General features: G+C 60.2%; 19 protein-coding genes. 13 read left to right on the plus strand and 6 right to left on the minus strand.

Annotated features, from left to right (window positions below; all coding sequences use genetic code 11):
- The first annotated feature begins 137 nt into the window (after window positions 1-137).
- Both AO356_RS29550 and AO356_RS29555 read left to right on the plus strand, forming a co-directional pair.
- Entirely contained in the window at window positions 138-1082 is a 945-nt protein-coding gene (locus AO356_RS29550; RefSeq protein WP_060742874.1) for a LysR family transcriptional regulator, read from the plus strand.
- Window positions 1083-1272: 190 nt separating this feature from the next.
- Complete coding sequence (locus AO356_RS29555) at window positions 1273-2880, plus strand: alkaline phosphatase family protein (protein WP_060742875.1); 1608 nt, start codon at window positions 1273-1275, stop codon at window positions 2878-2880.
- 72 nt (window positions 2881-2952) lie between these two features.
- On the opposite strand, the gene AO356_RS29560 is transcribed toward AO356_RS29555, so the two are convergent.
- A complete protein-coding gene (locus tag AO356_RS29560) occupies window positions 2953-3858 on the minus strand; it encodes a TauD/TfdA dioxygenase family protein (RefSeq protein ID WP_060742876.1) in 906 nt (301 codons plus the stop codon).
- 182 nt (window positions 3859-4040) lie between these two features.
- Here AO356_RS29560 and AO356_RS29565 point away from each other — a divergent pair, with 182 nt between their 5' ends.
- Window positions 4041-4961, plus strand: coding sequence for a LysR family transcriptional regulator (locus AO356_RS29565; protein WP_060742877.1), 921 nt, complete (start codon window positions 4041-4043; stop codon window positions 4959-4961).
- 116 nt (window positions 4962-5077) lie between these two features.
- On the opposite strand, the gene AO356_RS29570 is transcribed toward AO356_RS29565, so the two are convergent.
- Window positions 5078-6079 (minus strand): ABC transporter substrate-binding protein, encoded by a 1002-nt coding sequence (locus AO356_RS29570; RefSeq protein ID WP_060742878.1) that lies wholly within the window; start codon window positions 6077-6079, stop codon window positions 5078-5080.
- 288 nt (window positions 6080-6367) lie between these two features.
- Here AO356_RS29570 and AO356_RS29575 point away from each other — a divergent pair, with 288 nt between their 5' ends.
- The 3 genes from AO356_RS29575 to AO356_RS29585 are packed head-to-tail and all read left to right on the plus strand — an operon-like array spanning window position 6368 to window position 10413.
- Window positions 6368-7960, plus strand: coding sequence for an ABC transporter permease (locus AO356_RS29575; protein ID WP_060742879.1), 1593 nt, complete (start codon window positions 6368-6370; stop codon window positions 7958-7960).
- The gene (locus AO356_RS29580; RefSeq protein ID WP_060742880.1) at window positions 7957-8772 is read left to right on the plus strand and encodes an ABC transporter ATP-binding protein; all 816 of its coding nucleotides are present in this window, start codon (window positions 7957-7959) and stop codon (window positions 8770-8772) included. The genes AO356_RS29575 and AO356_RS29580 overlap by 4 nt, the downstream gene beginning before the upstream one ends.
- A gap of 30 nt (window positions 8773-8802) precedes the next feature.
- Window positions 8803-10413 (plus strand): arylsulfatase, encoded by a 1611-nt coding sequence (locus AO356_RS29585; RefSeq protein WP_060742881.1) that lies wholly within the window; start codon window positions 8803-8805, stop codon window positions 10411-10413.
- Between the two features lie 100 nt (window positions 10414-10513).
- Here AO356_RS29585 and AO356_RS29590 read toward each other — a convergent pair whose 3' ends face one another.
- Entirely contained in the window at window positions 10514-11140 is a 627-nt protein-coding gene (locus tag AO356_RS29590; protein WP_060742882.1) for a hydrolase, read from the minus strand.
- Window positions 11141-11370: 230 nt separating this feature from the next.
- On the opposite strand from AO356_RS29590, the gene AO356_RS29595 reads away from it, so the two are divergent.
- Window positions 11371-12267, plus strand: coding sequence for a LysR family transcriptional regulator (locus AO356_RS29595; protein WP_060742883.1), 897 nt, complete (start codon window positions 11371-11373; stop codon window positions 12265-12267).
- A 282-nt stretch (window positions 12268-12549) separates the two neighbouring features.
- On the opposite strand, the gene AO356_RS29600 is transcribed toward AO356_RS29595, so the two are convergent.
- Window positions 12550-13332 carry an EAL domain-containing protein gene (locus AO356_RS29600; protein WP_060742884.1) on the minus strand — a complete coding sequence of 261 codons (783 nt, stop codon included), beginning with the start codon at window positions 13330-13332 and terminating at the stop codon, window positions 12550-12552.
- 195 nt (window positions 13333-13527) lie between these two features.
- Here AO356_RS29600 and AO356_RS29605 point away from each other — a divergent pair, with 195 nt between their 5' ends.
- The 3 genes from AO356_RS29605 to AO356_RS29615 all read left to right on the plus strand — a co-directional run bounded on the left by AO356_RS29605 (window position 13528) and on the right by AO356_RS29615 (window position 17051).
- Window positions 13528-15210 (plus strand): diguanylate cyclase, encoded by a 1683-nt coding sequence (locus AO356_RS29605; RefSeq protein WP_060742885.1) that lies wholly within the window; start codon window positions 13528-13530, stop codon window positions 15208-15210.
- 433 nt (window positions 15211-15643) lie between these two features.
- The gene (locus tag AO356_RS29610; protein ID WP_060742886.1) at window positions 15644-16414 is read left to right on the plus strand and encodes an alpha/beta fold hydrolase; all 771 of its coding nucleotides are present in this window, start codon (window positions 15644-15646) and stop codon (window positions 16412-16414) included.
- Window positions 16415-16658: 244 nt separating this feature from the next.
- Complete coding sequence (locus tag AO356_RS29615) at window positions 16659-17051, plus strand: ester cyclase (protein WP_060743242.1); 393 nt, start codon at window positions 16659-16661, stop codon at window positions 17049-17051.
- 146 nt (window positions 17052-17197) lie between these two features.
- Here the strand turns inward: AO356_RS29615 and treS are convergent, their stop codons facing one another.
- Window positions 17198-19264 (minus strand): maltose alpha-D-glucosyltransferase, encoded by a 2067-nt coding sequence (gene treS / locus AO356_RS29620; RefSeq protein WP_060743243.1) that lies wholly within the window; start codon window positions 19262-19264, stop codon window positions 17198-17200.
- Between the two features lie 446 nt (window positions 19265-19710).
- Between treS and AO356_RS29625 the strand changes: the two genes are divergently transcribed.
- Entirely contained in the window at window positions 19711-21009 is a 1299-nt protein-coding gene (locus tag AO356_RS29625; RefSeq protein WP_060742887.1) for an MFS transporter, read from the plus strand.
- A 31-nt stretch (window positions 21010-21040) separates the two neighbouring features.
- On the plus strand, window positions 21041-22696 hold the full coding sequence (locus tag AO356_RS29630; protein ID WP_081015450.1) for a N,N-dimethylformamidase beta subunit family domain-containing protein: 1656 nt from the start codon (window positions 21041-21043) through the stop codon (window positions 22694-22696).
- A 57-nt stretch (window positions 22697-22753) separates the two neighbouring features.
- Here AO356_RS29630 and AO356_RS29635 read toward each other — a convergent pair whose 3' ends face one another.
- Entirely contained in the window at window positions 22754-23731 is a 978-nt protein-coding gene (locus AO356_RS29635; protein WP_203225768.1) for an AraC family transcriptional regulator, read from the minus strand.
- A 100-nt stretch (window positions 23732-23831) separates the two neighbouring features.
- Here AO356_RS29635 and AO356_RS29640 point away from each other — a divergent pair, with 100 nt between their 5' ends.
- Window positions 23832-25079, plus strand: a complete 1248-nt coding sequence (locus AO356_RS29640) for an MFS transporter (protein WP_060742889.1) — start codon at window positions 23832-23834, stop codon at window positions 25077-25079.
- Window positions 25080-25096: the final 17 nt, after the last annotated feature.

Consider the following 25096-nt stretch of genomic DNA (forward strand, 5'->3'; position numbering starts at 1 on the left):
GAAATATCCACCATCAGATATTCCATAAGGTTATTTATTTATGTTTTTACGAACATTTACTGCATAAGAGATAGCCTTTATAAGGAGTCGACCTAATGCATAGCCAATGCATTTCCCCGATATTTTTGATGTGAAAAATGCATATCGATCTGCGCCAACTCCGCCACTTCATCGCCCTCGCCGAACAACGCAGTTTTGTCGCTGCGGCATTGACGGTGAACCTGTCGCAGTCGGCGTTCAGTCGCAGCATCCAGGCCCTGGAGCACAGCGCCGGATGCCAACTGGTGGATCGCGGCCGCAAAGACCTGGCGCCCACCAAACAAGGCCAGGTAATGCTCGAACATGCCCGGCGGCTGGTCAGTGGCGCGCAGCAACTGGCCAACGAGATCAGCCAATTCAATGGTCTGGAAGCCGGCGAATTGCGCTTCGGTTGCGGTCCGGCGCCGGCGGCGGGGTTGATACCACGGGCCATTGGCAGTTTTATCGGGCGCTACCCCAAGGCCCGCGTGCAGTTCCAGGTGGATGACTGGCAAAGCCTGGGCAAGCGCCTGCTCAGCGAAGAATTCGAATTCTTCGTCGCCGACACCCGCCACTTTGAAGCCCACCCGGACTACCACACCTACCGCTTGCGGCCGCGCAAGTGGTATTTCTGCTGCCGCGCCGGCCACCCGCTGGCACAGCAACCCAGCGTGACGGCCGCGCAACTGATGAGTTACCCACTGGCCGTGACCATCCGCCCGCCGAACCTGCGCAAGGTCATCGTCGACCTCAGTGGGCGGCCCGATTACCTGCCCAACGTCGAATGCGAGAACGGCTACAGCCTGATGGGCGTGGTGCTGCGTTCCGACGCCATCGGCATCGTCAGCGCCAACAGTGATGTGCTGCACATGGCTCGCGGCGATTTGGTGTGCCTGACGATCGATGGCCTGGCCGAAGACCTGGAGGAGCGCTACACCCGCTACGGTATCGTCAGCCGTGCGGGGTATCGCTTGTCGCCGTTGGCGGAGGCGATGATCGAGCAGATCAAGCAGATCGATGAGCTGGATGAGGAGGTGTGCGCACTGGAGAACCTCGCTGTGTGAACCGGCGCTTTCGCGAGCAAGCTCGCTCCCACATTTGGAATGCGTACAAATGTGGGAGCGAGCCTGCTCGCGAAAGCGCCGGCAGCAACACCGATGCATTGACTGCATCAAACCCAGTCCCCAAATGCACTTGCCAGCCCACCCTCCGAACGGCGAAAAACCTCACCTGTCCTCCGCTTGGTGAAGCCCTATGCCTGCCCCCCAAACCGTCCGCAACGTGCTGTACATCATGTGCGACCAACTGCGCCGCGATTACCTGTCGTGCTACGGTCACGCCCATCTGCATACACCGAACATCGACCGCCTGGCCGCCGCCGGTGTGCGTTTCAGCCGCGCCTATACCCAGGGCACCATCTGCGGCCCCTCGCGCATGTCGGCCTATACCGGGCGCTACGTCAGCAGCCATCAGGTGGCGTGGAACGCGGTACCGTTGCCCCTGGAGGAACTGACCATCGGCGACTACCTGCGCCCCCACGGCATCCGCACGGCGCTGGTGGGCAAGACCCACGCCACGCCCAACCTGGAGGCCTTGCAGCGGCTGAATATCGACCCCGACAGCGTGCAGGCCGAGCCGCTGAATGAAGTCGGTTTCGACGCCTACTTTCGTCACGATGGCATCTACCCCGACAGCCCGCTGTTCGACGACAAACGCGAGTCCGCGCCCTATACCCATTACCTGCGCGAGCAGGGCTACAGCGGCACCAACCCGTGGCACGAATGGGCGAACGCGGCAGAAGCTGAAAACGGCGAGGTGCTCAGCGGCTGGCACATGCGCAACGCCGGCCGACCCGCGCGAGTCGCCGAGCAGCACTCGGAAACCGTCTACACCACCGACCGCGCCATCGACTTTATCCACGAACAAGCCGAGCGACCGTGGTGCCTGCACCTGTCCTACATCAAGCCGCACTGGCCCTACATCGCCCCGGCGCCCTATCACGCGTTGTACGGCGCCGAGCATATCCAGGCGCCCATACAGCCTGGACAAACCAGCGATCACCCGGTGTATCAAGCGTTCCGCCAGCATCAGGAGAGCCTGAACTTTTCCCGTGACGAGGTGCGGCTCACGGTGATTCCCACCTACATGGGGCTGATCAAACAGATCGACGATCAACTCGGGCGCTTGTTCGATTTTCTGCAAAGCAATGGCCGCTGGGACGACACGTTGATCGTGTTCACCAGCGACCATGGCGACTTCCTCGGCGATCACTTCCTGGGCGAGAAAGAATTTTTGCTGGAGCCTGCGGTGGGCGTGCCGCTGATCGTGCGTGACCCGCGGGCCCCTGCCGATATCAGCCGTGGCACGGTGGACGCACGCCTGGTCGAAACCATCGACGCCCTGCCGACTTTCCTCGACGCCTTGGGCCTGCCCACTGCCGACCACCGCCTGGAAGGCCGTTCGCTGATCCCGCTGCTGCACGCTCACGACATCACTTGGCGCCGCTACGCCATCGCCGAATACGACTACGCCTTCCAGGCCCCGGCCCGCGAGCGCCTGGCACAACCCATCGACCGTTGCCGCATGACCATGGTGCGCAGCGAACGCTGGAAGTACCTGGCCTATGACGGCTTTCGTCCACAGCTGTTCGACCTGGACAACGACCCGCAGGAGCTGCACGACCTGGGCAGCGACCCGACCTATGCCGAGGTCCGCGAAACCCATCTGGGGTATCTGTTCGAGTGGCTGCGCGGGCTGAAGCGGCGCACCACCATCAGCCACACAGAGATCGATCTGCGTGGCCAACGGTTTCGTTATGGTGAGCCGGAGGCGGAGAAAGTGGTGCAAATCGGCGTCTGGTAAACGACGCGAATCAATGGGGTGAGACTCCTGTGGCGAGGGCCACATTGCCCACACAGTCGAGTCTGCGCCGGCTTAGAGACCCTTGGTGGTCTTGCTCGACTGCCCTTGCACGCCCACCGGCACATCGCCCTTGAGGGTGACCCGGCGCACGATACGCTCCTGGGTACCGTAGTCGTCCACGGCGTAATGCTGGGTGGCGCGGTTGTCCCAGATCGCCACGTCACCGCTCCTCCAGCGCCAGCGCACGGTGTTTTCCAGACGCGTGACGTGGCTTTGCAACAGGTTGAACAGTTGGGTCGAATCCGCCTGCGAATACCCTTTGAGGCGTTTGACGAAATGCCCCAGCAACAGGGTTTTCTCGCCGCTGACCGGGTGCACGCGCACCACCGGGTGTTCGGTTTCGTACACCGTAGACGTGAACACCTTGCGGTATTCCTCGAGCCGCTCTACTGACACATCCGGCTTGATCGCGGCGTAGTCGTATTCGTTGCTGTGCACCGCCCACAGGGTATCGGCCAATGCGCGCAACTCCGCGCTGAGGTCGTTATAGGCACTGGAGGTGTTGGCCCACACGGTGTCACCACCGGACTTGGGCGCCAGCACCGAACGCAGCACCGAGGCTTTTGGGTAGGCGTCGACGAAGGTCACGTCGGTGTGCCAGGAATTGGCGCGCTGGCCGCGCGTACCGTCCAGTTCCATCAGGAACCGCGTACCGTCGCGTACCGGCACCGTCGGGTGGGCAATAGGCTCGCCGAGCAGATGGGCGAAGGCTTCCTGGCTCTGGTCATCGAGGTGGGTCTGGTCGCGGAAGAAGATCACCTTGTGCTGCACCAGCGCCTGCTGGATGGCTTCGACGGTGGCGGCATCCAAGTCACCGGACAATCTGATGCCCCGGATCTCGGCACCGATGCGGCCAGCGACCGGGTGAATGTCCAGTGCCTGGGCAATGGGTTGAACAGCTAATGCGGCGTTGCTCATTGTGGTGACCCTCATGTGCCTGCTGATGGTGGGAACGTTTCCCGGCAACGCTCTATCAATATGCAATTTTGATCTAGCAAATTAACGGATGCATCGTTGACGGAATAAGAGCTTGCATTTAAAACCTCTGCTCCCTTGGTCGCAAATGCCTTCGACCTATTTTTAAAATGCAGGGAAAGCATATGGATCTTCGCCAACTGCGCTATTTCATCGCCCTTAACGAACACCGCAGTTTCGTACGCGCGGCCGACGCCATGGGCATCACCCAGCCAGCGTTCAGCCGCAGCATCCAGGGGCTGGAACAGGAATTCGGCTGCGTACTGGTGGACCGTGGCCACAAGGATCTGCGCCCTACCCCCGAGGGGCAGGTGGTACTGCAACACGCACTGACGCTGGTGCATGGCGCAGCCTTGCTCAGCAGTGAAGTGACACGCATGACCAAGCTCGACGCCGGCGACCTGCGCTTCGGCTGTGGCCCGGCACCCGCCGTGAAACTGGTGCCCGACGCCGTGGCGCGCTTTATCACCGCCCACCCGAAAATCCGCACCGGTTTCCAGGTGGATAACTGGGAAAAGCTCAGCCGCGCCCTGAGCCGCGAAGAGATCGAATTTTTTATCGCCGACATTCGTCAGTTCGAAACCGACCCGAATTTCCAGACCCGCGCGCTGACGCCCAAGCGTGGGGTGTTCTTCTGCCGGCCTGGGCACCCGCTGTTGGCCAAGGACAGCCTGTCGACCAACGACATGTTCGATTACCCACTGGCGGCGCCGCTGATCTCCCAGGGCATTCGCAAACTGCTGGCGAACCTAAGCGGGCGCATGGATTTCTCACCGAGCATCCAGACCGAACATTTCCCGGCGCTGGTCAAGATCGTGCTGCAGTCCAATGCCATCGGCGTGGGCACCGAGGAAGCCTTCGCCGACGACATCGCCCAAGGCACGCTGGTGCTGCTGCACTGGCGCAACCTGCCACAGAACATGGACACCCTGAGCGCCCGCTGCGGCATCGTCAGCCGCACCGGTTCACGCTTGTCGCCAGCGGCGAAGGCGATGATCGAGACGTTGCTGGAGGTGGATCAGCAGGCCATCGGCGTGGCGGTCTGACCGGCCTCTTCGCGAGCCAGCTCGCTCCCACCTCCGACCGCGTTTCGTCAGGATGAATGTAGTCGAATGTGGGAGCGAGCTGGCTCGCGAAAGCGACACCCCGGACACCACCAGACTCAGAGCCCTGCCGAGGCCAGGTTCGGCGCCACCCAATCACTCACCTGGAACGGCCTGCGAATCAGCTTTTCCTTCGACGCCAGGTCGACCGCCCCCTGTAATTTGCCCAGGAACACCGGGTCCAGGGTCGACGGGAAGATCTCGCTGAGGGTCTGGTCTTTCAAGTCATTGGTCAGGATCAGCGGTGGGTAACTGGCCCGCCCCGACACCAGTTGGATGTAGGCCTGCTTGTTGTTGTCATCGGTCAGCCATTGCACCGCTTGCTGCTGGGCCTTGAGCAGCTTGGCCACCGCGTCGGGGTGCTCGTCGACGAACTGTTTGCTGCCCACCAGCACCGCCTGCACGCTGCCGGCGCCACCGAGGTCCTTGGTGGTCAACGCTATTTCCGCCAGCCCCTTGGCTTGCAATGCGGTCAAGTTCGAGCCGCCCCAGGTGGCGTCAATCTGCTTGGCGGCCAAGGCGGCACCGGCTGCGTTGTAATCCAGGTTGATGATTTTCAGATCCTTTTCACTCAAGCCCTGGCTGGCCAACGCGGCGTCGAACGACAACTGGCTGGCCGTGCCGCGAAACACTGCGACACGCTTGCCTTTGAGATCCTGCAAGGTCTTGATACCCGAGCCCGGCACCACGCCGAGGTACTGCTTGATGTCCCGTGCGGTGGCACTGAGCAGACGGGTATCCAGGCCGTTGGAACGACCGATGATCGCGGCCAGATCGCCCAGGTAGGCCAGGTCCACCTGGCCATTGGCAAAAGCTTCGTTGATCACCGGGCCCGCGCCCTTGAAGTAATTCCACTGAATCTTGATGCCTTGGTCGGCAAAGGCTTTCTCGAAGATCTGCTGCTCGCGCAACACATCCGTTATGCCACCGCCACTGTGCTGGCTGCCAGCACTGAGGTCGGGCACGGCAATGCGGATTTCCTTGAGTTCGGCAGCATGCACCAGCCCGGCCAACGCAGTGCCCGCGAACAAAGTGATCAGACGTTTAAAAGGCAATTTCATAAGCGCAGCTCCTTGTGGGCGAGGGTCGCCTGGGGAGCTGAAAGTAGGCACACGCAGAGCAAAACTTTAAATACTATAAATTCACACTTTAATAGCTTTTAGACCTATGCAAGTTAAAACGCTGGCCCCAGAGGACTATGCATGAACAGCATCGAAAATATTCTTCGAATGCATTGGATGCGTGCAGGGCAGAGGCTTTAAATGATTTTTCTTATCCCTCAATCATCTTGATTGCATTTTTATAAGATCAAAATCACATAACGCCATTGGCGACAACGGAGGTCTTCCATGGCCCGAATCTCACTTTTGAGCCTACCGCTCGCGGCCCCCAGCGCCAAGCCGCACTGGCCGTTAATCAATGAACGCCTGCTGCCATGGCTGCTGCCTTTGGCGCTTTTCGCGCTGTGGTGGCTGGGCAGCCGCCATCACTGGATGAGCGAACAGATTCTGCCACCGCCATCGCTGGTATGGAGCAGCGCGGTGGAACTGGCCGGCGGCGAGCTGTGGAGCCATCTGGCAATCAGCTTGCAACGCCTGTTCTGGGGACTGCTGGCGGGCGTTGGCAGTGGGGCGTTGCTGGGGGCACTACTCGGCTTCAGTGCGCGCGCCGAACGCCTGGTGTTTCCGACGTTCAGTGCATTGTCGCAAGTGCCGACGCTGGCCTGGATCCCGTTGTTCATGGTGTTTTTCGGCATCGGCGAAACCCTGAAACTGGTGGTACTGGTGAAGGCGATCGTGGTGCCCGTGACCCTGCATACCCTGGTGGGCGTACGCGACGCCCAACCTCATTTACGTGAAGCCGCCCGCGTACTGCGCCTGCCCACCCACCTGTTGATCCGCCGCCTGATCCTGCCCGCCGCACTGCCGGCATTCATGGCCGGCGTACGCCTGGCCCTGGCGGCCGGCTGGACCTCATTGCTGGCGGTGGAGTTGCTGGCCTCCAGCGAAGGCATCGGCTACCTGATGGTCTGGGCGCGCCAACTGTTCATGCTCGATATCGTCTTCGTGTGCATCGTGATCATCGGCGTACTCGGCGTGGTGATGGATCGCGGCATTGGCTGGCTGGACCACAAATGGGTGCACTGGCCGCACCCGGCCACCGCGCAGATTCGACGCGGCCCGCGCTATCAAGGCTGGCAGCGCCTGCAACCGTGGCTGCTGCCCCTGCTGCTGTTGAGTCTGTGGCAGGTGGCGACGCAACAGGCTTGGGTAGACGCAAACATTCTGGTCAGCCCCTGGCTCGTGCTGCACACCACCGTCGCCGGCGCACTGGACGGCAGCCTGAGCGGCGCCTTGGGCACAAGCCTGAAACGCTCCCTGGGCGGGTTGCTGCTCGGCGGCGGCCTGGGCTTTGCCATGGGCCTGTGGCTTGGGCTGTCGCGGCGCAGCGAACGGGTGCTGGGACCGACCCTGGCAGCCCTGCGTCAGATCGCGATTTTCGCCTGGGTGCCGCTGCTCACCGCCTGGTTTGGTCTGGGTGAATTGGCCAAGTGGGTGTTCATCGCCCTCGCGGCGTTTTTCCCGCTGCTCATCGCCACCCAACGCAGCGTGCTGAACCTCTCGCCACAGCTCAGCGAGGCCGCTCAAGTGCTGCGCCTGAGCCTGCCCCAGCGGCTGCGCCGGCTGATCTTGCCAGGCGCTGCCGCGGGGATTTTCGCCGGCCTGCGCCTGAGCCTGATCTACGCCTGGCTAGGCACCATCGGTGCGGAATATTTCATGCCGTCCAACGGCGGTATCGGCAGCCTGATGATCGGCGCCCAACAACTGCTGCGCATGGACCTGATCATGAGCGGCATGCTCCTGGTCGGCCTCACCGGCGCAGCCCTCAACTTGATCGGCCAACGCATCGAAACCCGTGCTACCCGCTGGAGACACGCATGAACGCACCGATTGTCAGCTTCAACCATGTGGGCAAGTCCTTCGATGTCGACGGCTTCGAGTTGGAGGCCATTCGTGAATTCAACCTGGACATTGCCGAAGGCGAATTCGTCGCGATCGTCGGCTCAAGCGGCTGCGGCAAATCCACCCTGTTGCGCCTGCTGGTGGGGCTCGACACCCAGTTTAGCGGCGAGATTCGCGTCGACGGCCAAACGGTCAGTGGCATCGGTGGCGAGCGCGGCATCGTGTTCCAGGAGCACCGTTTGTTTCCTTGGCTGACCGTCGCGGAGAATATCGGCCTGGGGCTGGTCAACGAGCCCATCGGCCAGGCTGAACGTAACCGGCGTATCAGCGATTTTATCGAGCTGGTGGGCCTCAGCGACTTCACCCGTGCCTATCCTCACCAGTTATCCGGCGGCATGGCGCAACGGGTGGCGATTGCCCGGGGCCTGGTGGCCAGCCCGCGCATCCTGCTGCTGGACGAACCCTTCGGTGCCCTCGACGCCCTGACCCGCCAACAGATGCAGGACGAACTCCTGGCGATTCGTGACCGCGCCAAGATCACTACAGTGCTGGTGACCCACGATGTGGAAGAAGCGATTTTTCTCGCCGACCGCGTGGTGGTGATGGAGCCGAGGCCTGGGCGAATCAAGCAAGTCGTCGACGTTGCCCTGCCCCATCCACGCCAACGCAGCAGCTTCGAATTCCACCAGTTGCGTGAAGAGCTGCTGCACGAGTTGACCAGCGATGACCATTACCAGCCGCCGGTGCGCGAACAGATCCGCGACCTGCCCCTGGCCTTTATCGCCTGCTAAAAAGACTGCCTGCCAACGAGGAGCACCTTGATGCCGCAACGTCCCAATTTTCTAGTGATCCTGGCCGATGACATGGGTTTCTCCGACCTGGGTGCGTTTGGTGGGGAAATTGCCACGCCGCACCTGGACGCCCTGGCGCTGAATGGCCTGCGTTTGACCGATTTCCACACCGCGCCCACCTGTTCGCCAACGCGCTCGATGCTGCTCACCGGCACCGACCACCATATCGCCGGCATCGGCACCATGGCCGAGGCCCTCACCCCCGAGCTGATCGGCAAGCCCGGCTACGAAGGCTATCTGAACGATAAGGTGGTGGCGCTGCCGGAGCTGCTGCGCGAAGCCGGTTACCAGACGCTGATGAGCGGCAAATGGCACCTGGGCCTGACCGCCGAACTGGCGCCTCACGCTCGTGGTTTCGAGCGTTCGTTCTCGTTGTTGCCAGGGGCGGCCAACCACTACGGTTTCGAACCGACCTATGACGAGCACACGCCGGGCCTGCTCAAATCCACGCCGGCGCTGTATATCGAGGACGATACCTTCGTCGAGCAACTGCCCAAGGACTTCTATTCCTCCGATGCCTTTGGCGACAAGCTATTGCAGTACCTCAAGGAGCGCGACCAGGCCCGGCCATTCTTTGCCTACCTGCCGTTTTCCGCACCGCATTGGCCGTTACAGGCACCCGCCGACATCGTTGAAAAATACCGTGGCCGCTACGACGCCGGCCCCGAAGCATTGCGCCTGGAGCGCCTGGCAAAACTCAAGGCCCTGGGGTTGATCGACGCCGATGTCGAGCCCCACCCGCTGATCGAATTGAACACCCAGTGGGCCGCCCTGACCGAAGAGCAGCGCCAGGTGTCGGCCCGTGCCATGGAAGTGTATGCGGCGATGGTCGAGCGCATGGATTGGAACATCGGTCGGGTGGTGGAGTACCTGCGCCAGCAAGGGCAATTGGACAATACGTTCATTGTGTTCATGTCCGACAACGGTGCCGAAGGTGCGCTGCTGGAGGCCTTCCCCAAGTTCGGGCCGCAGTTGCTGACCTACCTCAACCAGCATTACGACAACAGCCTGGACAACATCGGCCGCGCCAACTCCTACGTCTGGTACGGGCCGTCGTGGGCCCAAGTGACAACGGCGCCGTCGCGCTTGTTCAAGGCATTTACCACCGAGGGTGGGATTCGTGTGCCGGCGCTGGTGCATTACCCCCAGTTGTCGCTCAAGGGGCGCATCAGCCATGGGTTCGGCACAGTGATGGACATCACACCGACCATTCTGGACCTGGCCGGCGTACGCCATCCCGGCACACAGTGGCGCGGCAAGCCCGTGGCGTCATTGCGCGGCAAATCGTGGCTGGGCTTCCTGTCGGGCGAGACCTGCGAGGTGCACGACGAACACACGGTCACCGGCTGGGAGCTGTTTGGCCGCCGCGCGATTCGCCAGGGCCAGTGGAAAGCCGTGTACATCCCCGGTCCCGTGGGGCCGGCGACCTGGCAGCTGTATGATTTGGGCCAGGACCCGGGCGAAATCCATGACCTGGCGCTGAGTCAGCCGGACAAACTGGCCACTTTGATTGGCCATTGGCAGCAGTACGTCGACGAAACTGGCGTGGTGCTCAGCGCATCGCCGTTTCAGCCGGATTGAATGTCCAACCTAAAAAACTCTACGCGGTCTGAAGGTGGCGGCTTTCGCAAGCGCCACCCCCATCCCATCTGCAGCGTTGTGAGTTGTGCCAGGGCGCCTGCTAGAGCGCCTTCTCGGCGTTAAAACCGTCGAAGTTTTCGAAGACCCCCATAAAGCCCGGGACAGTCGACTCCCGTGCCCAGTCGCGCTGGAGCTCGCAGTACATCTGCACGCGGCTGATGAGTTTCGCGCCCGCCTGTTCGATTCGACGAAGAGCGGCCTCGTGCGCGGCGACTGACGTGCCTCCGACCGCATCGACCGGCACATACACCTCATAGCCTTCCTGGATCGCGTCCAGTACTGGGAACGTCAGGCAGGCTTCGGTCCAGAGCGCGGTCATGATGAGCTTGCGACGGCCGATGCCCTTGACCGCCTGCTTGAACTCAGTGTCCTCCCAGCTATTGATCGAGGTGCGGTCATAAGTCGGCAGATGGCCGAGCACGTCCTGCAACGCTTGGATCGGCGGTTTGTTGCGACCGGTCGCGACGTTGACCGTCGAATGAATGACAGGAAGGTTGTAGTTGACGGCCGCCTTGGCAACGCTCGTGATGTTGAACACGAGCTCGTCACGGGGCATCGAGCGAATCGAGGAGACCTGGATCGGCTGATAATCGATGATGATCAGCGCGCAATTCTCAGGCGATAAGAGGTGGTCGGTATGGGGGTTGCGAATAGTCTCGCTTGTCATTGTCTGGTCCTGTTCTCAGTTGTAATACACGGTGCCAGAGAGCCAGCGCGCACTCGGATAGACGGGCATGGCCCTGACGAAGTGTCTACTGATGTTGTCAGTGGATTTGGGTTTCCAGGCAACCTGCGCCACTGGCGACATTGCCCGGAAGCAAGGATTATGCTGTTCCCATTTTCGACGCAGTAGTCGCAACGCGAGGCTAGCTGTGTCGCACAAAGAGGAACGCTGACTTGGATATAGAAGAGCTGCAAACATTCGTGGAAGTGGCTGACGCAGGGGGCGTTTCGCCTGCGGCGCTCCGCCTTGGGGTATCCAAGTCGATCGTCAGCCGCAGGCTCGCCCGGCTTGAGGCGGAACTTGGCATCCAGTTGCTCGCACGAACCACCCGCGGGGCCGCCCTCACTGAAGCCGGGGCCACGTTCCGAGATTACGCGGCCAGGGTCTGCGCCGAAATCGAGGCAGCCAGAGAAACGATCCTGCCGACAGGCGCCCTTCGTGGTCGCTTACGCGTCGCGGCGCCGCTGTCTTTTGGCCCTACCCATTTCGCGCCCATGCTCGCGCAAATGGCACACCGTCACCCCGAGCTTCATATCCAGACCTGCTACAGCGATCGCTTCGTTGATCTCATTGCCGAGGGGTTCGATTGTGCAATACGCGTCGGGTACCTCCCCGACTCCAATTTGATCGCGAGGAAAATCGGCCCGATCTACACGAAGCTCGTCGCGAGCCCAGGCTACATAAAAGCCCATGGGGCACCAGAGACACCGGACGAGCTCATGGCCCATGAGGCTCTCCTGCAGGGTACCGAGGCGTGGCAATTCATGGAGGGTGACAAGGTCATCACGGTGCGTCCGCAGGGCCGCTTCAAGGCGGACAACGGCATTGCGCTCGTGGCGGCCGCAACCGCGGGACTCGGCATCGCGTACCTGCCGGATTGCCTGACTTATGAACATGTGAACTCAGGGGCGCTCGTGCCGATCATGACCCGGTATCCACCACCCCCGGCAGGTGTATACGTGGTCCGTCCGCCAGGCCAGCATCCGGCACGGAAGATACGGATGCTCACAGAGCTGCTGATCGAGTCATTCGGACAGTCTCCGCACTTCGCGGGGCCTGCTCGTATTTGATCGCAGCGAAGATCACCGCTGGCCGGCCACTTCGTGACTCAAGCGATTGAGGGCTACTAGTCGCCTGCCTCCGCTGACAGCCCTGAACTCAATGGCCTACGGCGGGAGGTGATGCCAACCTGCCTGTACATTTTTTGAGCGCCCGTTCAAACCCCCTGCCCACTTGGCATCAGCGCGGTTATCCACAGACATACTCACGGATTTCTTGGATAACTGCATGGGATCGTGAAGCACGCCTGCCGTAGCGAACCTATGGATTCGAGCCCGCCTTTACCGCACACTTTACCGCACACCGTCATCGAAGCATCCAGCCGGCAGATGACCGACCGCGGGCCTTGCATACAAATATCCCTGCATCAGTTCGATACCCATGCCTAGCAGCGTCGAGCTTTCTTCACGGGTCTCGACACCTTCGGCGATGACCAGGATATCCAAGCGCCTGGCGACCAGGATGATGCCTTCGACGATCGCTTGTTTGACCGAGTCCCGATCAATGTTTCGGGTCAGTGCCATGTCAATCTTCAGCACCTGCGGCTGGAACATGGCCAGCAGGTTAAGGCCCGAATAGCCCGCGCCAAAATCGTCGACGGCGGTAATGAAACCCTGGCGCTCGTACTCCATGAAAATCGATTTGAGGTGCTCAGGGTCTACCACCTTCTCGCCTTCGGTCACTTCGAACATGAGCCTTTCTGGCGGGAAATGGGTCAGGCGCGCCGCTTCCAGGGTGGCCCGGATACACGTCTCTGGCCGGTATACGGCGTTGGGCAGGAAATTGATGCTCAGCAAGCAATCGGGAATGTCCAGCAGCCCCAGCCTTGCGGCTTCTTCGATGGCCTTCACCCGGCAAGCCTGGTCGAATCGGTAGCGGTTGCTGTCGTTCACGAGCCCCAGGATGTAGCCAGCCGATTCGCCATTGATGCCTCTGACCAACGCCTCATAAGCAAACGCAGCGTGTGTCCGGACGTTGAAAATAGGCTGGAAGGCCATGGTGAAATCAAACCCCAACGCCTCATGGTTGCGGCATTCGGCGCAGCCGAGCGATTGGAATGGAGGGCGTTTCGTCATGATCAATATTCCGTGGCGGTCGTGATACTTCCCTGCGGATACAAGGAACTGTAGCCGACACCACCTGAATCGGCGCGGGCCGAAGTTTCTGATCAGCGGATATACAATCTTTTGACCGTCTAACGGTTTTAGCGTGATACACCTACGCCATTAACCTTACTCGCCGATAAGATGTGAATCCCATTGGAGCTGACGATGCCCCATCGCACACCCAGACTTCTCCTCGCAGCAGCTACTGCCACATTGGTCATGTCCGTCACGGCCGCAGTAGGTCCGTTTACCCTGTTCTGGACGAACGAAACGCGTAACGACCGCAACCTGGTAGAAAAGCAGCTGGACGGTATCCGCACGGTACAAGGTTTGCTCGTGGATGCGGAGACAGGCGAACGCGGGTATGCATTAACGGGGATGGAGACATTTCTTCGCCCTTATTACATCGCCACGTCGCAGCTTCCCGACGCGATCAAGCTGCTTCGTGAAAACTATCGAAACGATTCGTCCGCTGAAATTGCCAAGGTGGAGGACTTCATCGAGAAGTCCGCACTGAAGCTGGACCACCTGGACATGGTGATCAAGCTGCGCAGCACCCAAGGTTCCGCAGCGACGGTGGCCGAAATCGCTACAGGTAACGGCAAGCACCTCATGGACCAGGTCCGCGACCTGGGGAGCGAGCTGATTCAAGCAGAAATCGAGGAGGTGGCTGTTCTGGACAACCAGCTTAACGCCAACCTGCGTTGGGCCGTCGCCGTTTCCATTGCAAGCTTCCTGCTTACGCTTGTGCTGGGCCGTTTCATCTACGTGTCCATGCGCCAGACCATAAAACGCCAAGCCGAATCGACGGCTAGCGCGCTTTCTTCAAGCACCCAACTGAGCAAAAGCCTGAAAAACCTTGAGCGGCGCAATGCAGAAATAGGCTTGCTCGCAGAAATGGCTCGCCTGCTACAGACCGAGATGAGCCAAGAGGAAACGCTCCAGCTGGTCAGCACTTATTGCCAAAAGTTACTGGAGGGCAGTAGCGGAACACTGTACCTGTACCGCAATTCGGCTGATGCTTTGCAACCGGCCGCAAGCTGGGGCCACGTCGAGGCTCAATCAGATGCCCTTATCGGTCCCAAAGACTGTTGGGCCATACGTCGAGGCCATTCCCATGTGGTTGAACATCGCCATGAGCTGCGCTGCGCCCACTACTCAGAAAAATCAGAGTTCGACGATGGTGACATTCACTGGTGCCTGCCGCTGATAGCCTACGGAGAAACATTGGGACTCTTGCATATCCAGCATGCTGGCGGAACTGACGATAAGGAAGTCAGCCGCCAGTTTGCGGAAGCTGCCGCGGAGCAAACCGCGCTAGCACTGGCGAACGGCAGGATGCGCCAGGTCCTGCAAGTCCAGTCGATCAAAGACCCGCTGACGGGTCTGTACAACCGGCGCTTCATGGAGGAAACACTCAAGCGCGAACTCTCCAAAGCCACTCGAGACGCAGTGGACCTGAGCGTCATCATGCTCGACCTGGACAACTTCAAGAAACTGAACGACATCCATGGTCATTCTGCGGGTGACGCGGTGTTGCGAAGCACGGCATCCTTGATCATGAAGTCAATCAGAGCCACCGATGTCGCCTGCCGGTTTGGTGGAGAAGAGCTGATCATCATATTGCCGGATTGCTCCATTGAAGACGCTCTCCTGCGAGCCGAATCCATCCGGGACTCGCTGGAAAGCATGAGCCCTACGGATGGAATGCAGACGTTCAGCGTTACCGCATCCTTTGGCGTGGCCTCGACGACGCGTAGCGGGACCGATCAAACCTTATTGCTGCAAGCAGCGGACGCCGCGCTGTATAAGGCCAAGCGCGAGGGGAAAAACCGCGTAGCCTCGTAGCCGGTCATCGAAAAGGCAGAACGTAAGCAGCCTTGGAACAACAGGCAGCCAAGGGGCGCACCCTCTTTCTCCGATCACCGTCGCAACGCCTGTGTGGCCATGGACGAAGCGCCGCGGCCCCCTCCCAGCCCATCTGGAAGCAACGTCAGCACCAAAACACCCGATGAAGTCACCGCAACGGTGTGCTCCAGAGGGTTGATCACCTTTCCCCTTTTCCCTCGCAGTTCGGGGGATTCGATCGAAACCCACCACCCATCTACAATTAATTCATTTAAATACAATCACTTACACCAATATCGATTTATTTTACAAAAATATCTTGCGCGCAAACATTTTAGGCGATAACTTTATCGCAACTGATTAGCGCACAAGTATTTATCGCTCATCAAAAGCACTTTGCAACCGTCCTTTCTTCTCTTACAGGTAGTCACTCATGAAAAAGATTCTTTCTGGCCTGGCCCTCGCCACCGCTCTCGCAGCCACCGGTTTAGCAAACGCTGCTGACGTCAAACCCACGGTGATCTTGGTCCATGGTGCTTTCGCCGACTCGTCGAGCTGGAACGGCGTAGTCAAGATTCTGGAAAAAGACGGCTATCCGGTCATTGCGGCGGCGAACCCGCTGCGCGGCGTCAGCAGTGATGCACAATCGGTGGCAAGCATTGTCAAGAGCATCAAGACTCCGGTAGTACTGGTCGGCCACTCCTATGGCGGTGCGGTGATCAGCGAGGCGGCGTATGGCAATCAGAACGTGAAAGGCCTGGTGTATGTCGCGGCTTTCACTCCGGAAACTGGCGAGACTGCGGCAGAATTGTCTGGACGATTCCCGGGGGGCACCCTGGCCTCGGCCTTGTCGACCCCGGTCGAACTGGCCGATGGCGGCAAGGATCTCTACATCCAGCAGGATAAATTCCACGACCAGTTCGCAGCCGATGTGCCTGAGGCTGAAGCTCGCCTGATGGCGGCCGGCCAACGCCCCATCACCGTCGCCGCGCTGAACGAAGCCGCCACGGATCCTGCCTGGAAAACCATTCCGTCCTGGTTCGTATACGGCGACAAGGATAAGAACATTCCCCCTCAGGCCATGGCGTTCATGGCCGAGCGTGCACATTCCAAGCAGACCGTCGTGGTCAAAGGCGCCTCCCATGTCGTGATGGTTTCCAACCCGAAAGTGGTGGCAAACCTGATCGAAAAAGCTGCGCAATAAATGCAATTGGCAACACGAGGCCCGCGCATGCGGGCCTTTTTCCGTTGTCCGTGAATTGAGTTTTTCGCCAGCCTGGTGGCAACGCTCATCGCTCGGAGAAAAAGGCCTCCCGTGCCGACGGCTCCTCAGCGACGTGATGACCGCTGTCAACGCCCGTTCTGTTCTGCCCCTGCCTTGATGAGACGTGACAATAGGGCCTAGGATCGCAAAGGCAAGAACAGACATGCAGAGGAGAATCAGCCCCATGACCCCGAACCTTGCCGATCTTTATAGCGACTACATCGCCTGCCTGAATGCACAGGACTGGGAAAACCTGGGCCATTTTGTGCACCCGGATGTGGTTCACAACGCCAGGCCATTAGGGTTGCAGGGCTATCGAAACATGCTGGAAGCGGATTATCGGGCTATCCCCGACTTGCGCTTCGCCATTGAATTCCTGGTGATCGACCCACCTGAGTTGGCGGCTCGCCTGGCCTTCAATTGCACGCCGGTTGGGGAGTTCCTGGGTCTTGCGGTGAATGGGACACCCATCTCCTTCGCCGAAAATGTCTTCTACGCATTCGAGGACGGCAGGATCCGCGAGGTCTGGTCGGTCATCGATAAGGTAGCGATCGAAGCTCAGCTCCGATCAGCGTAGCGAATGCCTCAAGGTTGCAGGTTATCCAGGCCAGCTCTTCCCCATGGGTGACGGAGCAGAGCATAGACAAAGCCTTGACTGAGCCTGACCAGAACTTATGGCATGGGTGGATGATTGAGCGATCAACCACCTCGATTTCCCTAGCCCTAGATCATGGGTGAGGTACTCACCACCCGCAACGCCAACCCCTCGAACGCATCCAGCGTAATGGTGAATTCGCCCTCAGGCGTAAGGTCGCCTTCGACCCGCTCATTGATGATGTCGACCACCGGCCCCGGTGCGATATTGGGCAGGTGCAGGGTTTCAGTGATCGGCGTCGAACCGAAGTTCAGCGCCGTGATTTGCGTACCTTTGCCAGCCGGCAATTCGTGAACCATGATCAGCAGCCCCGGATGCTCGACGTCCGGAATCAGTATCTGGCGACTGGCGGCGATGTCATAGGCACGGCGCGCAGCGAGGATCTTGCGCAACTGCGAGACGAACGAATCCGGGTCTTTCAACTGGCTTGGCAAGCTGCCGTACAGGGTCTTCGGACGCGGCATCTGGCCGGCCGACAATGCCGCATCTGGGTTGAGGTCCACCAGATCGTAGGCACCGCGATGAATCCAGCGTGTGTCGCCGTCGCCCATCAGATGCTCGACCTGTTCGGCCGACAACGGCAACGCGCCGACCAGGTCCCAGCCAGACAATGCGAAGACGCCGGGTTGCATCGCGTTGTACATCACCAACAGCAGATGAACCTGGCGAATCTGCTGGATATCTGCCGTCGTAATGGTTTCGAGATCGCGAATCCCCAACGCCGCCGTGATGATGCTCGCGGTGGTGCAGGACACGCCGTTGGTGACGAATTTCAGATTGTAGGGCGCATGCTCGCCAGTGAGGCGCTCGTACATCTGCTCGCGGATGTGCTCGCGCAGGATGCTGCCGGGAAAGGTCTGCCCCTGATAGAGGTAAGTATCGTGGGCGTGCAGGGTCCAGAAATGCACCAACTCCAGGGTCAACTCATCATGATTCTGCAACGCATGGATCAGCGAGCCCGGATCGATGCCGAGGGTGTGCATCTGGCGCAGCATCAAGCGCAGGAATTCGGCATCGCCCATCAGCAAGGCATGCTGGTAGGCGGGTCGGGTGATGAAGTCGTAGGAGAGATCCGCCCCTCCGTGGGACATGGCGGCGATATCGTCTACGGTCAGGTTCAGCTCCTGGAAACTGAAGCCGCCGGCCTTGCGAATCGCTCCAGCGAGCAACTGGTTTGCGGTGATCGATAGCGGATGGCTTTCGGACCAGGCGGTACCCTCGAGCTTGCGCTCTACGCCAAGGAAGCCGTTGGCGTCCAGTCGCAGGATTTTCGCCCCCGAGACGTCGATGGCATGCAGTGCGTCCCCGATGATCATCTGTTGAGCGGCAAAGGTCGGGTCCAGCCAGTTCAGCGAAGGTTGCCCTTCCTTGAAGTAATGCAGGTAGACCCAACGACGCGGCTTGCCGTCAACGCCCATCACCACCGGTGTCGCACTCCAATCGGTTTCCTTGACGCCTGGTTCGAAGAAGATCACCCGTTGCAACTGTCCGACGATGTAATGCTTGTCCCGCAGAACGTCGACCTGCTGAGGGGTGAGGTTCTGCGCATCACGGCCCTCGGCAATGTCGGGCAGCAGCGGCCAATCCTCCTCGCGGATTTCCACCATGTGGTAAAGCCCCGGATAATCTTCATACGCCATCTCGGCCAAACGAAAATCCGCGCCTTTGCCGGTATGAGACGGGATGACATCCTCGATGACGACCGCATTGTGCGCGGCGGCCATTCGGGTCAACGCTTGCAGCTGCGCCTCGGTGCCCAACTGCGGGTCGATGTCGAAACTGATGCGGTCAAAATTGCCGTCAATCGTCGGTGTGTGTTCAGCGCCCGAAAGGCCACCGGACCTTTTCAAAGGGCCATTGTGGATGCCCTGGATACCGATTCTCGACAGCGCATGCCATAAGGTTTCATCCCCCAGCGCTTCAAGCACAGTGCCATTTTCGCGGGTAACGATGGAGGCCGGATACGCGGTGAACCACACCGAAGCCAATGCCGAGGCGTCGCGAGGCCGAGTATGCGCATAGGGCTGCTGCCACAATCGCCCCTGGCCCGAGTAGAGCTTGGCGCGCTTCCTCGCAGCATTGAGCATCGATTGTTCGACCAGCCAGTCGACATGATTTTTCTCAGCTGCCGTCATGGACACAATCACCTCCGTCATGAAAAACCGCAGTCGCCCCTCTCCAACCGAAGCGCCGCTCGTTTTCATATGAGGCCACCACGCGACATTCGTTGCATCGAATCAGGAGAAAGCCTGCGAAGCACAATCGGCTGCAAAACCAGCAGCGGGGTTTCGGACAAAACATCGAGACGAAGGATCATAGATAGCCAGGATTCACCCGCATAGACTCCGGTTCGAATTGAACAACAACGCGTCCAAGGGATGCTTTGTCGTGTGTGATTCCACTGCAACCTCTTTTATCCCTGCGCAGCGGATGCGGAGCCAAGTCTCCCATGTCGGCGGGATTGATCGCCTCGTCAAGCGTGCGATAGACGTTCCGCTACAGGACATGGGATTTGACGATGTGCTGTCTCCCTGATGCAGCCCCTCCTCTCTGCGCCCGATACCCATCATTGGAGAATGACATGAATAATTCGACGTCCCATCAAGGACGCCTTAGATCCTTGCGCGCGGCCGCCGTGGGAAATGCCCTCGAGTGGTTCGACTGGACGCTCTATGCAACTTTCTCTGTTTACCTGGCCCGCAATCTGTTCGACAAGACCGATCCCCGCTCCGCGATGCTCGCCACTCTTGCAGTGTTCGCGGCTGGATTCATAGCCCGGCCTCTGGGCGGTTTTTTCTTTGGACGCCTCAGCGATGTCCTTGGACGCCGGGCCATCATGGTCATCACCATGATGCTGCTGGCGGCCAGTAGCCTGGGTATCGCCCTCATTCCGAACTATCAGGACATTGGCCTCTACGCTTCGTCGGCCCTGCTCGTCTTTAGACTCATACAAGGCCTTGCCCACGGGGGCGAAACGGGCGTTTCCTACACTTATGTCGCGGAGATTGCCCCTGCCAAGCACCGTGGTCTGTGGTCAAGTTCGGTGTACGTAGGCGTCACGTTGGGCGTCATGGGTGCGACGGCAGTCGCCGCCGCCCTGACCTGGCTACTGGGTACACAGGCCACGGGAGACTATGGCTGGCGTATCGGTTTCGCCATCGGCGGGGTACTGGGTATTTATGCGCTGTTCCTGCGCCGCAGCGCCCAGGAGTCGCATGTATTCGAGCAGCAACGACAGCAGGCTCAGCCACCCCGCAAGTTGTCCAAGGGCGAAGTCCTGCGGATGACTCGCAACATCGTGATGCTGGCTGCGGCCGCTAACGTGACCTATTACGCCTGGGTGACTTTTGGTGCTGCCTCGGCCATCGCCCAGGGCATGGATGCGACCGGCGCCTACCTCGCCAGCCTGCTCGCCCAAGTCATCTGCGTGTGCTGGTTGCCGGTTTGCGGAATGCTCTCTGATCGGGTGGGTCGCAAACCCATGGTGATCGCCTGGGGGATTGGAGTGGTCGTGCTGACCTACCCCATCTCCATCATCGTCACCACCGAACCTTACACCTTGTTTCTCGCACAAGCGCTGGCGCTGCTCGCCTGGGCTTCGATTGCAGCGATCTTTCCCGCCGTGCTTTCGGAACAAGTGCCGACCCAAGCGCGTGCACAAAGTGTCGGGTTTGTCTCATCGGTTTCGGTGGCCATTTTCGGCGGTACCGCGCCGTATCTGCACAGCTATCTGGTGGGCGCCCACCTTGAGTATCTGTACATCGGCTACCTGATAAGCCTAGGCCTGGTCACGGTCGCGGCAGGTTATTTCATCGAAGAAACCGCAGGGATCGATCTCGCTGAAATCCAGGCACCTGGCGCCGGCTCAGCGGCGCTCTAGAGGAACCCACCCCCATGCATAAGGGCACTTTATGAACGCCAATGATTCCAAGCGAACGACCGCTCGCGGCGAACGACCCGGTGCGGATTTAACCGCCGCCGTGACCTCAGGCCCACGCCAGGGCGCGCGGGAGATCTGGGTTGAAGTTCCCAGTGAGAAAGGCTCGGCAGCCGCATGGTGCTATTCCGACCGCCGCGCCTACAGCCCAGGCGAAACAGTCAACCTGCACCTGTCCTCGAACAGCCCCTGGGTTACGTTGAAAATCTATCGTGACGGCACGCTGCCTCATACCGTTCACCAAACCGCCCCCCTCGCGGCTAGCTTTCATCCATTACCCGAACGCGTCTACGAGGTCGGCTGCCAATGGCCAGTGTTCGCGCTATGGCCAATACCCTTGGACGCCAAGCCAGGTGCCTATGTGGTGGAAGTGCGGGACGGTGCTGATGCCGTACTCGGTCATCACCTGTTCATCGTGAGGGCGATGCGCAAATGCCCCGACGCACTGGTGCTGGTCGCTGCGACCTCCACATGGGCCGCCTACAACGACTGGGGGGGTGCCAACCATTACTTCGGCATCCATCCCGGCACACCCCGCGGCCGCTCGCCTCTGCTGTCAGCGCAACGCCCTTGGGCGCGCGGGCAAGTCTGGCTACCTGAAGACGCGCCGCGCTCGATCAATGCTTCGAGGCCGGGCAAACCGGGGCCGGCGCGCTATGAATTCATCGAGTGGGCCTCTCTGTACGGCTTCAGCAAGTACTACGCCCTGGCCGGCTGGGCATCCTATGAACGTCCGTTCGTAGTGTGGGCCGAAGAACAGGGCTATACGGTCGACATCCTGACTCAGGATGATCTGCATAACGACCCCGAGGCCTTGGACGGGTACGCCTGCGCAGTCTTTGTCGGTCACGATGAGTACTGGACGCGTGAAATGCGCGACAACGTCGAGGCATTTGTTGAAGCAGGGGGAAATGTTGCGCGTTTCGCCGGTAACTTCATGTGGCAGATTCGTCTGGAGAATCGCGGTGAACGCCAAGTGGCCTACAAATACGACGCCGCTGAGCTGGATCCCGTCGCGGCAAGTAATGACATCACGCTCACGAGCGCCTGGGAGGATCCACGAGTGGGTCGGCCTGGGGCCAGCACCTTTGGCGTCAATGCACTGCGCGGGATATACGGTAGCTTTGGGGGCATGGCCCCGCGCGGCCCGAGGGGCTTTACCGTGTTCCGGCCACAGCATTGGGCTCTGGCCGATACCGGGCTGGGCTACGCTGATCTGTTCGGCGATACGGCTAACATCTTCGGTTACGAGGTGGATGGCTTGGACTACACCTTCATCGACGGCCTTCCAGAACCTCTCGGCACGGATGGCGCACCGCCAGGGCTACAGATCCTTGCCATGGGCTGGGCGACCATCGCCGAGCACGGCCGGCCGCAGGATGCGTACTCATTCATGCTGGGGGATGCAGACGCCAGGTTTCGGGCGTCACTGCTGGCGCCCGACATGAGTGATGCCAGCGTAAGCCAGCACAGCCGGGGGACTGGCATGCTCGTGCATTTCCAAAAAGGCAAAGGTGAGGTGTTCACCGCTGCGTCCTGCGAGTGGGTAAACGGACTCAAGCTTGACGAGTACTCCACCGTGACCATCACCCGTAATGTGTTGGATCGTTTCTTACCAGCAAAGGCTTGATCTTGGCGGGCTCATCGTAGATGCCGTTGCAGTTCGGCCGGACCTACCAGGTGCCGTTCACTCCACGGGCTCACTGCTTCGACGTGCCTGTCGACTGGCCCCTGGTGGCTGGCCATTGATGCGCTTGAATGCACGGCTGAATGCCGCTTGTGAGGTATAGCCCAAGCGTTGTGCGACAGCATCGATCGACAGGTTGTCCTGCGTCAGCCATTGGCTGGCGATCCGCATCCGCAGTTCGGTGGCGTATCGCAATGGAGGTACGCCAATGGTGGCTTGGAACCGTTGGGCGAACACGGAGCGCGAAACGTGGGATTCGGCCGCCAGCTCGGCCACCGTCCACTCGCGCCCGGGTTGGCGATGCAACGCAAGGATAGAGCGTGCCAGGCGCGGATCTCGCAGCGCAGCCATGAGCCCTTGCGCACTTTCCGAGCCATGCTCGACCCAACCCCGTACGAACAAGGAGGCAGCGACTTCCGCAAGCCGAGCCATGATCCCGGCATACCCGATGCGTCCGGCGCAGATCTCACGCTTGATTGAATCGAGTATCGCTCCCAGCCCTGGATAACGTTGACCACCGGTGTCCGCCACCATGACATTCGGCATCAGCTTGCCTAACGCCCGCATGCCCCCCAGGTCGAACTCCATGCAGCCATAGAACAGGATCGTACTGGGCGTGGAAAGTGTGCTCGGACAAGTGTTCACACCGCTGACAGCCTCGCCCAAGGGAGCGGCATCAAGTTGATCGATAGGCTGGACCGTGACATCCAGGGCGGATAGCAGTTCGTGCCCATGGCCTTGCGGCACCAGTACCGCGTCACCTGCCGAGAGGTGATGTATCGCGCCATCGCCTGTACGCAGGATGGCCGTACCCACCGCCAGATAATGAAAGTAGGCATGGGCCGATTTGTGTTCGAAACCCAAGCCAAAGCTCGGACCCGTTTGAATACGGCGGTACTGAACACCGCGCAGCCGCATCCCCGTGAGCAGTTCGCTAATCAGCTCAGAAGACAGAGCGAATTGTCCTGATTCCGTCATGTTAGGTGTTTCGATCAAAAGACTAAGACTTAGCATCATAGATCATCCTGACGCTCAGCCCTAGAGTGTGTCTCACAATCACTTTCCAAGGATTCTTGAGATGAGTAGCGATGTTCTTGACGCTGCACCTGGCAGCGTTGCTGGAGTAGAGCCGGCCACCCCGGCCTGGACGGCGGTTTTCTCCCTGACCATGGGGGTCTTCGGCCTGCTGACGGCCGAATACCTTCCTGCCAGCTTGCTAACCCCCATGGCCTCTGATTTGAACGTGTCCGAAGCGCTGGCCGGACAGGCCGTGACCGTCACCGCTGTGGTTGCGTTGTTTGCTGGACTATTGGTGCCAGGTCTGACCCGCACGCTTGACCGGCGCACCGTCTTGCTCGGTTTTTCCGCGCTGATGATTGCCTCCAACTTGCTGGTGGCCCTGTCGTCGAGCCTGGTGGTCCTGTTGTTGATGCGAGTGCTGCTTGGCATTGCGTTGGGTGGGTTCTGGAGCATGGCGGCTGCCGTGGCCATGCGGCTGGTACCGGCCAAGTTCGTACCTCGTGCGCTGTCTATCATCTTCAGCGGCATTGCCGTGGGAACAGTGGTTTCCGTTCCGCTGGGCAGCTACTTGGGCGGCCTCTTCGGCTGGCGCAGTGCCTTTTACGCAGCCGCGGCGGTCGGCGTGCTGACGTTGATCTTCCAATGGTTCACCCTACCCCGCATGGCGCCTCGGAAAATGGCACGCACAGCCTCCGTGCTGGAATTGCTCCGCCGTCCTGGCATTGCCATCGGCATGGTCGGATGCGTGCTTGCACACACAGGTCAATACGCATTGTTCACCTACATCCGCCCCGCACTTGAAAGCGTTGTACCCATCGACACCGATGGCCTGGCTTTAATGCTATTGGGCTTCGGCGCCGCCAATTTCGTTGGCACGCTCGTGGCGGGTTGGCTGATGGAGCGTAGCTTGCGCCTGACATTGATCCTTATGCCTGCCTTGGTGGCCGTGGCCGCGTTTGCCATGATCTCGCTTCCGCTCCAGGCGCCGGGACTCGCGCTCGCAGTCGCCCTCTGGGGCCTGGCTTTCGGCGGGGTGCCGGTTGCCTGGTCAAACTGGGTGGCACGTGCGGTTCCGGATCAAGCCGAAACCGCAGGTGGGATGGTCGTCGCTGCGGTGCAGTCGTCAATCGCCGCGGGCGCAGCACTCGGTGGGTTGGTCTTCGGCTTCGGCGGCGTAATGGGCGTCTTCATCATCGCAGGCGCAGTGATGCTGCTGGCCGCCCTGATGATTGCGCTTCGTGTGCGAGTGGAATTGCCGAAGCCTGCGGGAGGCGAACTATCAGGACATTCCCGACTTGCGCTTTGAAATCGAATTTCTGCGAG

Origin of the sequence: Pseudomonas fluorescens (genome assembly GCF_001307275.1) — a bacterium.
Classification (GTDB): domain Bacteria; phylum Pseudomonadota; class Gammaproteobacteria; order Pseudomonadales; family Pseudomonadaceae; genus Aquipseudomonas; species Aquipseudomonas fluorescens_AA.

Coding starts and splice junctions, on each gene's coding strand:
- AO356_RS29570 (WP_060742878.1), bottom strand. CDS start 6,079: ATGAAATTGCCTTTTAAACGTCTGATCACTTTGTTCGCGGGCACTGCG.
- AO356_RS29615 (WP_060743242.1), top strand. CDS start 16,659: ATGACCCCGAACCTTGCCGATCTTTATAGCGACTACATCGCCTGCCTG.
- AO356_RS29610 (WP_060742886.1), top strand. CDS start 15,644: ATGAAAAAGATTCTTTCTGGCCTGGCCCTCGCCACCGCTCTCGCAGCC.
- AO356_RS29555 (WP_060742875.1), top strand. CDS start 1,273: ATGCCTGCCCCCCAAACCGTCCGCAACGTGCTGTACATCATGTGCGAC.
- AO356_RS29640 (WP_060742889.1), top strand. CDS start 23,832: ATGAGTAGCGATGTTCTTGACGCTGCACCTGGCAGCGTTGCTGGAGTA.
- AO356_RS29575 (WP_060742879.1), top strand. CDS start 6,368: ATGGCCCGAATCTCACTTTTGAGCCTACCGCTCGCGGCCCCCAGCGCC.
- AO356_RS29580 (WP_060742880.1), top strand. CDS start 7,957: ATGAACGCACCGATTGTCAGCTTCAACCATGTGGGCAAGTCCTTCGAT.
- treS (WP_060743243.1), bottom strand. CDS start 19,264: ATGACGGCAGCTGAGAAAAATCATGTCGACTGGCTGGTCGAACAATCG.
- AO356_RS29590 (WP_060742882.1), bottom strand. CDS start 11,140: ATGACAAGCGAGACTATTCGCAACCCCCATACCGACCACCTCTTATCG.
- AO356_RS29605 (WP_060742885.1), top strand. CDS start 13,528: ATGCCCCATCGCACACCCAGACTTCTCCTCGCAGCAGCTACTGCCACA.
- AO356_RS29560 (WP_060742876.1), bottom strand. CDS start 3,858: ATGAGCAACGCCGCATTAGCTGTTCAACCCATTGCCCAGGCACTGGAC.
- AO356_RS29625 (WP_060742887.1), top strand. CDS start 19,711: ATGAATAATTCGACGTCCCATCAAGGACGCCTTAGATCCTTGCGCGCG.
- AO356_RS29630 (WP_081015450.1), top strand. CDS start 21,041: ATGAACGCCAATGATTCCAAGCGAACGACCGCTCGCGGCGAACGACCC.
- AO356_RS29550 (WP_060742874.1), top strand. CDS start 138: ATGCATATCGATCTGCGCCAACTCCGCCACTTCATCGCCCTCGCCGAA.
- AO356_RS29635 (WP_203225768.1), bottom strand. CDS start 23,731: ATGACGGAATCAGGACAATTCGCTCTGTCTTCTGAGCTGATTAGCGAA.
- AO356_RS29585 (WP_060742881.1), top strand. CDS start 8,803: ATGCCGCAACGTCCCAATTTTCTAGTGATCCTGGCCGATGACATGGGT.
- AO356_RS29565 (WP_060742877.1), top strand. CDS start 4,041: ATGGATCTTCGCCAACTGCGCTATTTCATCGCCCTTAACGAACACCGC.
- AO356_RS29600 (WP_060742884.1), bottom strand. CDS start 13,332: ATGACGAAACGCCCTCCATTCCAATCGCTCGGCTGCGCCGAATGCCGC.